Raw genomic sequence first — 10,333 nt, 5'->3', positions numbered from 1 at the left:
CTACTCGGCCGCGGCGCGGATGCCGGGCATGTCGGGGAAGGTGCAGATGACGGTCGTGCCCTTGTCCTTGCCGGTTTCGATGCGAACGCCGCCGCCATGCAGTTCAACGAAGCTCTTGACGATCGACAGGCCAAGGCCGGCGCCGCGCCTGCGGCCGCCATTGGTACGCGGTTCGAAGCGGCGGAACACCGAATCCAGCACATCCGGCGGCATGCCGGGGCCGTCGTCATGAACCGAGAATTCCACCCCGTCCGCCAACTGGCGGCAGGCGAGCCGGATGCTGCTAGCTTCCGGTGCGTAATTGGCGGCATTGCTGAGCAGATTGTAGAGGATCTGGCGGATGCGGGTCTCATCGCCGTGGAAGGTCTTCGGCGCAGCGGTGGCATCGACCTCGAGTCGGATCGAATGCTCCTGCAGCCTGTCGGCAACCAGTTCCGCCGCCGCCGCGATGGTGCGGTCGACATGAACCTCTGAAATGTCGAGCTGCATGATGCCGGCGTCGACGGTCGCAAGGTCCAGTATGTCGTTGACGATGGTCAGCAGGACCGAGGAGGACGAGCTGACATGCTCGACATATTCGCGCTGCTTTTGATTCAATGGCCCGGTCGTGGGCACTGAAAGCAGTTCGGTGAAGCCGATGATGTTGGTCAGCGGCGAGCGCAGTTCGTAGGACACGTGCTGGACGAAGTCGTTCTTGAGCTGATCCGACTTTTCCAGCGCCTCGTTCTTGTCCTTCAGCGCGCGTTCGACACGGACGCTGTCGGTGACGTCGACGAAGGTCATCATCACTTGCCCGTTGGGCAGTGGAATCACGGCGTAACGCAGCACGGTGCCGTTGTTGAGCTCGCTCTGGCCGTGACGGTCGCGACGCTCATCGTCGAACCCGGTGATGGCGGCAACGAAGCCCGGCCAGGGGCTGTCGACCGCCTGCCGGTCGCAAAGATCGCGGATCGTCGACACGTGCACGTTGGGCTTGGCGGCGTCGGCGCTCAGCCCCCACAGCGTGGCAAAGGCAGGGTTCGACAGCCGCAGCCGCCCATCGGGGCCGAACACCGCCACGCCCTCGGCGAGATTGTCGAGCGTTTCGCCCTGGACCCGCACCGCGGTCCGGTAGCGGCTTTCCAGGTCCATCTTCTCGGTCAGGTTCTCGAACACCCAGGTGACGCCGCCCTTGGGCTGCGGGTTGGCAACGACGCGAATGGTCTTGCCATCCGGTAGATGCCACCAATGTTCCTGCGATTCGACCGCGCGGTAGGCGCCGAGCAGGCCTTCCTTCCAGCGGCGCCATTCGGGTTGTTCGGCGATCTTGCCTTCGCTGCGCAGCCGGTCGAGCAAAAGCGCATTGTCTGGAGCGCTGTGCAGGAAGCCGCTGTCGAGCCCCCACAGCTTCTGGAACGCCTGGTTGAAGAAGCGCAGCTTCTCGTCGGTGTCGAAGATGGCGACCGCGGTGTTGAGCTGGTCGAGCGTGTCGGCGTGGCTGCGCACCGTCCGCTCATATTCGCCGCGGATGGTCTCGATCGCGCTGGTGTCGCAGGCAAGGCCGGCCGAACCGTCGCCGCCGGCGACGTCGGTCACCGCGAACACGCGGCGGTCGCCTTCGATCACAGTGGAAAGCGACTGCTCGAAGACCGGATGCGATTTGTGTTGGGTGGCAATGGCCTCGCGCGCCTGGCCGCCAAGAAACTCCTTGGCGTCGCGGACGGCGGCTTCCGCACTCTCGGCTTCGACCGCGTCGGCATAGGCCCGGTTGACCCATTTCAGGCGTCCGTGCTCGTCACGCAGCCATGCCGGCATCTTCAGCGCCTCGAGCAGGCCGATCATCGTGTCATGGTCGGCGGCCAGCCGCTGGTTCTCGATCCTCAGCCGGGCCTGGCTGCGCTGCGTCTCGGAAAGCGAGACAAACCGCACCAATATATGCGCGGCACTCTTGCGGCCGTGCACTTCGAGCGGTGCGCCGGCCTGCGATTCGATGACCAGGTCGAAAGGCCTCGCCTTTTCGCGCAAGCCCGCGACCGCATGTTCGAGTGCCGCCGCCGAGCGCGGCATCAGCCAGCGGCCGAAAGCGAGGAAAGCCGCCCGCTCCTCGGGGGCGCCGCTTTCAACCGGCAATGTGCCGACGAGTTCGGGTTTCTTGTTCTCCGAGGCCCAGACGACCACGCGCTGGTCGCGCAGATTGAGCAACGCTTCCGACCGGCGCAGTGCCGCGTTGACGTCGGCGACGCGGCTTCTCAGTTCGACATTCTCCGCCGAGGTGCGGGCCCGCTCGCGGATGAGAACGATGGCCGACAGCAGCGCCGCGCCCGTCACGCCGACGAACACCGCAAGCTGCATGACTTCGACCGTGCTGATCGACAGGCCGGCGGTCGCCACGGCGGCGGTCTCGGCATGCGCCACGGCGCCGGCCAAAGGCCAGGCCAGTGCCGAACTGGCCAACAGTCCGGCACGGGCACGCCATGAAAGGCGTCCGCCCTGGATGGCCGAGCCTAAGGTCCCCGAATCGTCATGGCCGCCGGAAACGGCCGATCCCGCTCCGTGCGGGTTTTGCCCCGGCATGTCTTGGTCCTCTCCGCCGCCTGAATGCAAGACCGCCCTGAAACGCGCCTCTCTGATCCCCTCTCGGGCCGGAAGCGTCGCGAATCACCTGACAATAAACCCTCGCCGAATCGCCGTGAAGGCTGATCGCGCGCAAAAATAAAGCCGGGCGAAAAGTCAATCGCCCGGCGTCAATATATGGTAGTAAATTTAGCTTTGGTTAATAGCGGTAGTGTTCCGGCTTGAACGGACCCTGCGGCGTGACGCCGATATAGGCGGCCTGCTCACCCGACAGTTCGGTCAGGCGGGCGCCGAGCTTGTCGAGGTGCAGGCGCGCGACCTTCTCGTCGAGATGCTTGGGCAGAACATAGACCTGGTTCTGGTACTGCTCGCCCTTGGTGAACAGCTCGATCTGGGCCAGAACCTGATTGGTGAAGGAGGCCGACATGACGAAGCTCGGATGGCCGGTGGCATTGCCGAGATTAAGCAGGCGGCCTTCCGACAAGAGGATCATCCGCTTGCCGTCCGGGAAGGTGATCATGTCGACCTGCGGCTTGACGTTGGTCCACTTCAGATTGCGCAGCGACGCGACCTGGATCTCGTTGTCGAAGTGGCCGATATTGCCGACGATCACCATGTCCTTCATCGACCGCATGTGGTCGAGGGTGACGACATCCTTGTTGCCGGTGGTGGTGATGACGATGTCGGCGGTCGGAGCCGCGTCTTCCAGCGTGACGACTTCAAAGCCGTCCATCGCCGCCTGCAGGGCGCAGATCGGATCGACCTCGGTGACCTTGACGCGGGCGCCGGCGCCCTTCAGCGAGGCGGACGAGCCCTTGCCGACGTCGCCATAACCGCAGACGACCGCGACCTTGCCGGCCATCATCGTATCGGTGCCGCGGCGGATGCCGTCGACCAGCGATTCCTTGCAGCCGTACTTGTTGTCGAATTTCGACTTGGTGACCGAGTCGTTGACGTTGATGGCGGGGAAGGGCAGCAGGCCCTTCTTCTGCAACTGGTAAAGCCGGTTGACGCCGGTGGTCGTCTCTTCGGTGACGCCGCGGATCGCCGCTTTCTGCTTGGTGAAGAAGCCGGGCGAAGCCTTCAGGCGCTTCTTGACCTGGGCGTAGAAATATTCCTCTTCCTCGCTCTGCGGGTTGGACAGCACGTCCTCGCCGGCCTCGGCGCGGGCGCCGATCAGGATGTACATGGTGGCATCGCCACCGTCGTCCAGGATCATGTTGGAGAGGCCGCCGTCTGTCCACTGGAAGATCCGGTCGGTGTAGTCCCAGTACTGTTCGAGGCTCTCGCCCTTGACGGCGAAGACAGGAATGCCGGCCTCGGCGATCGCCGCGGCGGCATGGTCCTGGGTCGAGAAGATGTTGCAGGACGCCCAGCGGATATCGGCGCCGAGCGCCTTCAGCGTCTCGATCAGCACCGCGGTCTGGATGGTCATGTGCAGCGAGCCGGTGATGCGCGCGCCCTTCAGCGGCTTCTTGGCGCCGAACTCCTCGCGGCAGGCCATCAGGCCCGGCATTTCGGTTTCGGCGATATCGAGTTCCTTGCGGCCCCAGCCGGCAAGCGAGATGTCGGCGACCACATAATCCTTGCTACCCGTCATGGCAGTGCTCCGATGCGAATTGTTATGCTGCGAATTGGTTGCGGATGCGCCCGCGCCGGTCGGCGCGTCGAAGGGCGCGAATTGCCGGCCTGACTAGCAGATCGATGTCGAAACGACAATGGGATATAAAGAAATCTTTATCCCTGCATGTCTCGCAAGCATGCCTTGGCGATGCAGGGGATCAGCATTCCTCGCCGAAGCGGGAGGCGACAAGCTGCTCCAGCGCATCCATCACCTCGAGCGCCTCGGGTCCGCTGGCGGTGACGCGGATCGAGTAGCCCGGGCTGGCGGCCAGCATCATCAGGCCCATGATCGACGTGCCGCCGACCTTGACGCCGTCCTTCTCGACATGGACCGCGGCATTGAAGCCGCTGGCGAGCTGGACGAATTTCGCCGAGGCGCGTGCATGCAGGCCGCGCTGGTTGACGATCGGAAACTCCCGGACAATCTGGTCTTTTTCCGATGATAGCGCGTTCATTTGCTGCTCAGAAGCTGGCTGGCGACATTGATGTATTTGCGGCCGGCAGCCTGCGCCTCATCGAGCGCGGCCGCCATGTTGTCGCCCTTGCGGATCGACGACAGCTTGATCAGCATCGGCAGGTTCATGCCGGCGATCACCTCGGTGCGGCCGGACTCCATCACCGAGATGGCAAGGTTCGACGGCGTGCCGCCGAACATGTCGGTCAGCACGATGACGCCGGCTCCGGTATCGACACGGGCGACAGCGTCGACGATATCGCGGCGACGCTGTTCCATATCGTCGTCGGCACCGATCGCCACGGTTTCGAAATTGTCTTGTGGCCCGACGACATGTTCGACGGCATGTCGGAACTCGGTGGCCAGTTGACCGTGCGTTACAAGCACGAGTCCGATCATTCTTTGGTGGCTCCCGTCATCGCCGCTTCACAGGCGCATTTTATGCTCGCCAGCCATTCCAGGCGGCGGGAGCGCTATCTTGTCGACGCGCGGCCCGTTGACAAGCCCAAAATTGCGCCTGCCCATGCCATTTTGACGCATTGCAGCAAAAAATGCCGGGCGGATCATAGAAAAGGCATGATGGACAGCCGCGCCATCACGGCGGGCAGGGCAGCCTGGACATTGCGTTCGGCCAGATCGATGCGTGGCACCACGCACCCGGCGATCTCGTCACTGGCGTCCTCCTGGAAGCGCGCGATCTCGTCAGCCGGCAGCAGGCGTATATGCAGGTCGATGACGCAGGCGGGTTCGAACGGCAGCGGCCGGGGTCCAAGTCCCGGCACTTCGGCAAGGCCGGCGATGGTGGCGGGTACGCGGCATACCAGCCGCCCCGCATGCGCCTCCCCCCCATGCGCCTCGATGAGAAGCTGGTCGTCGCCGACCAGCCGTGAGAACAATCCGCGCTGACGGCAATGGTCGATGAGCGTCAGCGCCAATGTCGTCTTGCCTGAACCGGACGCGCCGCTGACCAGAATGCCACGTTCGCCGATCAGCACCGCCGTCGCGTGAATGTTTTCAGGCCGCACGGATCACGTCTTTTGCAACGGACATGATCCCGCTGCCCTTCGGTTCGGGATCATGCTTCGGCCGGCAGCGTCACGACGAAGCGCGCGCCCTTGATCTCGCCGGGCTTGGTGCCGGGAATGTTCTCGGCGGTCAGCGTGCCGCCATGGGCTTCGACGATCTGCCTGGAGATCGACAGGCCAAGGCCCGAATTCTGGCCGAACGCCTCGCCGGCCGGCCGGTCGGTGTAGAAGCGCTCGAAGATGCGGTCGATGTTGTCGGCGCGGATGCCGGGACCGTTGTCGTCGACGGTGAGGATATTGAACTTGCCAGCGCGCGCCAGCGAAAGGCTGATGTGGCCGTGGTCCTCGGGAACGAAGGAGCGCGCATTCTCGATCAAATTGGTGATGACCTGGCCGATACGCAGATCGTGGCCGACGACGAAATAGCCTTTGACGCCCTGCGGCAACTTGGCGACCTTGAGTTCGATCTCGACCGCTTTCTTGTTGCGGGTGGCCTCGCGCGACACGGCTACCAGATCGGTGACGAATTTCTTCAGGTCCACGGTTCCCGCGTCTTCGCGCGCGAGTTCGGCGTCGAGGCGGGAGGCGTCGGAAATATCGGTGATGAGCCGGTCCAGCCGCCGGACGTCATGCTGGATGATCTCCATCAGCCGGCTGCGCGAATTGTCGTTCTTGGCCAGCGGCAGTGTCTCCACCGCGCTGCGCAGCGACGTCAGCGGGTTCTTCAATTCATGGGAAACGTCGGCGGCGAAGCTTTCGATCGCCTCGATGCGGGCATAGAGCGCGTTGGTCATGTCGCGCACCGCGACCGACAGATTGCCGATCTCGTCCTGCCGGTCGGAAAAGTCCGGGATCTCCTCGCGGCTCTTGACGCCGCGCCTGACCCGCACCGCCGCCGCCGACAGCCGGCGCAGCGGGTTGGCGATGGTCGAGGCCAAAAGCATCGACAGGATGGCGGTGACGAGTGCCGCGATGCCGAAGACGCGCAGGATCGCCTTGCGCTCGGCGGCGACGATCTTGTCGATGTCGCCGCCCTCGGTCGACAGCATCAGCACGCCGAGAACGGCGCGGAAGCGCTGGATCGGCACCGCCACCGAAACGATCTGCTCGCCCTGTTCCGAGACGCGCACGATGGTCGACGGGCTGCCGGTCAGCGCCTTGACCACTTCCGGGAAGGCCGCGCCATTGCCGCCCGGCTGTTCGTGATAGACCGGCAGGTCGGTGTTGCGGAAGAAGTCGAAGATGAACTTCTGGATGCGCTCGACAAGGTCGGGCTCTTCCTCGTCGACCGGCGGCAGGTCGTAGCGCAGGATCTGGCCGCGCGAATAGAGATGGCGCGAATCGAGCAGCAGATTGGCGTCGCGGTCATAGATGCGTGCCCGCGTCCGGGTCGGCGAGATCAACCGCCGCAGCACCGGCGCGACACGTTCGGGATTGATCGGGAAATCCAGATTGTCGAGCTGGTCGGAGCCCGGCCCCAGGCTTTCGCCGGCCTGCAGCTCAAGCAGCTTTTCCGGATCGATGCTGATCGAATCGGTCTCGACCGTCGCCGATGCCGCGATCGCGCCGGCGATGATCTCGCCCTGCGTCATCAGGCTTTCGACGCGGGCATCGATCAGCCCGTCGCGGAAGGTGTTGAGGTAGAGGATGCCGGTGACCAAGACGGCAAGGCCGGCAAGGTTGAGAAACAGAATGCGCCGCGTCAGGCTGGAAAAGATGTGATGGCCGAGGAAGCGGCGCATCGGAACGGTGATCTTCGACACGAAGGACGGCATGATGCGCGACGGCCGCCTGGCGCCCGCCGGTCTTGTTCGCTGTGCTTCCACTGCCATCGAATAGCAGGCCCTGCCTAGTTAGTGAGTAGGGAATAGAGAAATGGTTGGCTGAGATCGCGGCGATGGCCGCTCGCACCATTCAAAACTGACTACCGACTATTCCCTACTGCCTACTGCCTATTCAAGCTTCGCGGAACCGGTATCCGACTCCGTAAAGGGTTTCGATCATTTCGAAGTCGTCGTCGACAGCCTTGAACTTCTTGCGCAGCCGCTTGATGTGGCTGTCGATCGTGCGGTCATCGACATAGACCTGCTCATCATAAGCCGAATCCATCAGCGCATCACGACTTTTTACGACACCGGGGCGCTGCGCCAGCGAATGCAGGATCAGGAATTCGGTGACGGTGAGCGTCACCGGTTCGCCCTTCCAGGTGCAGGTGTGGCGTTCCTGGTCCATGACGAGCTGGCCGCGTTCGAGCGAGCGGGCCTGCTGGCTGGGCGCCTTTGCCGCAGCTTCGCGGGCGCTGGCACGGCGCAGCACGGCGCGCACCCGCTCGACAAGCAGGCGTTGCGAGAACGGTTTGCGGATGAAATCGTCGGCGCCCATCTTGAGGCCGAACAACTCATCGATCTCATCGTCCTTGGAGGTCAGGAAGATCACCGGCAGGTCGGACTTCTGGCGCATCCGGCGCAAAAGCTCCATGCCGTCCATGCGCGGCATCTTGATGTCGAGGATGGCGAGATTCGGCGGACGCGCCGCCAGGCCTTCCAGCGCGGACGCACCATCCGTGTAGGTCTCGACACGATATCCCTCGGATTCAAGGGCGATCGACACCGACGTCAGAATGTTGCGGTCGTCATCGACAAGCGCGATTGTTGCCATTTCAAGCGGCTCCCTCATGAGCTGTCCCTTCTTTCGTAGAGAAGGGGCTTTTGCAGGACAAATTAGGTACAAAATGTGGCATAGGCCTTGTCCGCTGTCACGCGCGGGGTGCCGCAGGCCACAATTCTACCTCGACATGGATTGGACGAACGAACGCGGCCAATCCTTTGGGCAACCGTGAAACTTTTTGCATATATAAACGATTTAAACAACTTTCAAAATATTTAAATCGATTAATGATTTGATATCATTTGGCTTTTCTGGTTCTGACCATCTCAGCCCGGACAGCGGGCGTGCCGGAAATACGCCGGCAAAGACGCAGCAAATCGAAGAAGGGACACCAATGTCGGAAGTCGGCAAACGCAATCCTGCTTGCGCGATCGATCGTATCGGCCTGAAAACCACCGGCGTGGTGCGCTACAATTTCGGGGCGGCCGCCCTTTATGAGGACTCGATCCGGCGCGGCGAGGCCCGGCTGACCGCGCATGGCGCGCTGGTCGCCGAGACCGGCCAGCACACAGGCCGTTCGCCCAAGGACAAATTCGTCGTCCGCGACGCAGCCACCGAGCCGCATGTCTGGTGGGACAATAACAAGGCGATCTCTCCGGCCCAGTTCGAGACGCTGCTTGCCGATTTCCAGGCCCACGCCGCGGACAAGGATCTTTACGTGCAGGACCTGGTCGGCGGCGCCGACGCGGAGCTGAAGCTCCCCACCAGGGTGATCACCGAATTTGCCTGGCACTCGCTGTTCATCCGCAATCTGCTCATCCGTCCGGATAGCGCCGAACTCGAACAGTTCGTGCCCGAGATGACGATCATCGACCTGCCGTCCTTCCGCGCCGATCCCGCCCGCCACGGCAGCCGCACCGAGACGGTGATCGCCGTCGATCTCAGCCGCAAGATCGTGCTGATCGGCGGCACCTCCTATGCCGGCGAGATGAAGAAGTCGGTGTTCACCATGCTCAACTATCTCCTGCCGCAGAAGGGCGTGATGCCGATGCACTGCTCGGCCAATGAGGGGCCGGCCGGCGACGCCGCCATATTCTTCGGGCTGTCGGGAACCGGCAAGACGACGCTCTCGGCCGATCCGTCGCGCACGCTGATCGGCGACGACGAGCATGGCTGGGGTCCGCATGGCATCTTCAACTTCGAGGGCGGCTGCTACGCCAAGACCATCAAGCTGTCGGCGGAAGCCGAACCGGAGATCTTCGCCACCACGCAGCGCTTCGGCACAGTGCTGGAAAATGTCGTGCTCGACGCCGACGGCGTGCCCGATTTCAATGACGGCCGCCTCACCGAAAACACCCGCTGTGCCTACCCGCTCGACTTCATCCCCAACGCCTCGAAGACCGGGCGCGCCAATCATCCCAGGAACATCATCATGCTGACCGCCGATGCCTTCGGCGTGATGCCGCCGATCGCGCGGCTGACCCCGGCGCAGGCGATGTATCATTTCCTCTCCGGTTACACGGCCAAGGTGGCTGGAACCGAAAAGGGCGTCACCGAGCCCGAGGCGACGTTCTCGACCTGTTTCGGCGCGCCGTTCATGCCTCGCCATCCGTCGGAATACGGCAACCTGCTGCGCGCGCTCATCGCCAGCCATGACGCCGATTGCTGGCTGGTCAACACCGGCTGGACCGGCGGCGCCTATGGCACCGGCAAGCGCATGCCGATCAAGGCGACGCGCGCTCTGCTTGCCGCCGCGCTCGACGGCTCGCTGAAGACCGGCGCGTTCCGCACCGACGCCAATTTCGGCTTCGAGGTGCCGGTGGCCGTGCCTGGTGTTGACAGCTCAATTCTCGATCCGCGCTCGACCTGGGCCGACAAGGCTGCCTATGACCGTCAGGCGGCAAGACTGGTCGGGATGTTCGCGGTCAACTTCGAGAAATTCGAGCCGCATGTCGATGCGACCGTCATGGGTGCGGCGCCCCGCATGCAGGAAGCGGCGGAGTAGTCGTCAGATCGCTTGGCATCATTGCTGCTCGGCACCAGTGAAGGCCCGGTTTCGATCGGGCCTTTT

The 10,333-nt window shown here is 63.4% G+C and carries 8 protein-coding genes; 1 reads left to right on the top strand and 7 read right to left on the bottom strand.

What is annotated here, in order from left to right; translation table 11 throughout:
• The 7 genes from AC07UC_RS02125 to AC07UC_RS02095 form a co-directional block, all read right to left on the bottom strand.
• Positions 1-2,553: a sensor histidine kinase gene (locus AC07UC_RS02125; protein WP_494903756.1), complete on the bottom strand. Its 2,553-nt coding sequence runs from the start codon at positions 2,551-2,553 to the stop codon at positions 1-3.
• A gap of 199 nt (positions 2,554-2,752) precedes the next feature.
• Entirely contained in the window at positions 2,753-4,153 is a 1,401-nt protein-coding gene (gene ahcY / locus AC07UC_RS02120) for an adenosylhomocysteinase (protein ID WP_064985125.1), read from the bottom strand.
• Positions 4,154-4,334: 181 nt separating this feature from the next.
• Positions 4,335-4,631, bottom strand: coding sequence for an HPr family phosphocarrier protein (locus tag AC07UC_RS02115; protein WP_056569043.1), 297 nt, complete (start codon positions 4,629-4,631; stop codon positions 4,335-4,337).
• Positions 4,628-5,029 (bottom strand): PTS sugar transporter subunit IIA, encoded by a 402-nt coding sequence (locus AC07UC_RS02110; RefSeq protein WP_010912939.1) that lies wholly within the window; start codon positions 5,027-5,029, stop codon positions 4,628-4,630. Before AC07UC_RS02110 ends, AC07UC_RS02115 begins: the two co-directional genes overlap by 4 nt.
• Positions 5,030-5,193: 164 nt before the next feature.
• Positions 5,194-5,655, bottom strand: coding sequence for an HPr kinase/phosphorylase (locus tag AC07UC_RS02105; RefSeq protein ID WP_494903753.1), 462 nt, complete (start codon positions 5,653-5,655; stop codon positions 5,194-5,196).
• 50 nt (positions 5,656-5,705) lie between these two features.
• The gene (locus AC07UC_RS02100; RefSeq protein ID WP_494903751.1) at positions 5,706-7,487 is read right to left on the bottom strand and encodes a sensor histidine kinase; all 1,782 of its coding nucleotides are present in this window, start codon (positions 7,485-7,487) and stop codon (positions 5,706-5,708) included.
• Between the two features lie 124 nt (positions 7,488-7,611).
• The gene (locus AC07UC_RS02095; protein ID WP_010912942.1) at positions 7,612-8,313 is read right to left on the bottom strand and encodes a response regulator transcription factor; all 702 of its coding nucleotides are present in this window, start codon (positions 8,311-8,313) and stop codon (positions 7,612-7,614) included.
• Positions 8,314-8,656: 343 nt separating this feature from the next.
• On the opposite strand from AC07UC_RS02095, the gene AC07UC_RS02090 reads away from it, so the two are divergent.
• Complete coding sequence (locus AC07UC_RS02090; RefSeq protein ID WP_140770250.1) at positions 8,657-10,267, top strand: phosphoenolpyruvate carboxykinase; 1,611 nt, start codon at positions 8,657-8,659, stop codon at positions 10,265-10,267.
• Positions 10,268-10,333: the final 66 nt, after the last annotated feature.

This window comes from Mesorhizobium sp. GW821-FHT04C10, from assembly GCF_059420305.1.
This window is presented reverse-complemented; position numbering and strand designations above follow the sequence as displayed.

Excerpts from the sequence above, each read along its gene's own strand:
- AC07UC_RS02125 (WP_494903756.1), bottom strand. The coding sequence starts at position 2,553 with ATGCCGGGGCAAAACCCGCACGGAGCGGGATCGGCCGTTTCCGGCGGC.
- ahcY (WP_064985125.1), bottom strand. The coding sequence starts at position 4,153 with ATGACGGGTAGCAAGGATTATGTGGTCGCCGACATCTCGCTTGCCGGC.
- AC07UC_RS02115 (WP_056569043.1), bottom strand. The coding sequence starts at position 4,631 with ATGAACGCGCTATCATCGGAAAAAGACCAGATTGTCCGGGAGTTTCCG.
- AC07UC_RS02110 (WP_010912939.1), bottom strand. The coding sequence starts at position 5,029 with ATGATCGGACTCGTGCTTGTAACGCACGGTCAACTGGCCACCGAGTTC.
- AC07UC_RS02100 (WP_494903751.1), bottom strand. The coding sequence starts at position 7,487 with ATGGCAGTGGAAGCACAGCGAACAAGACCGGCGGGCGCCAGGCGGCCG.
- AC07UC_RS02095 (WP_010912942.1), bottom strand. The coding sequence starts at position 8,313 with ATGGCAACAATCGCGCTTGTCGATGACGACCGCAACATTCTGACGTCG.
- AC07UC_RS02090 (WP_140770250.1), top strand. The coding sequence starts at position 8,657 with ATGTCGGAAGTCGGCAAACGCAATCCTGCTTGCGCGATCGATCGTATC.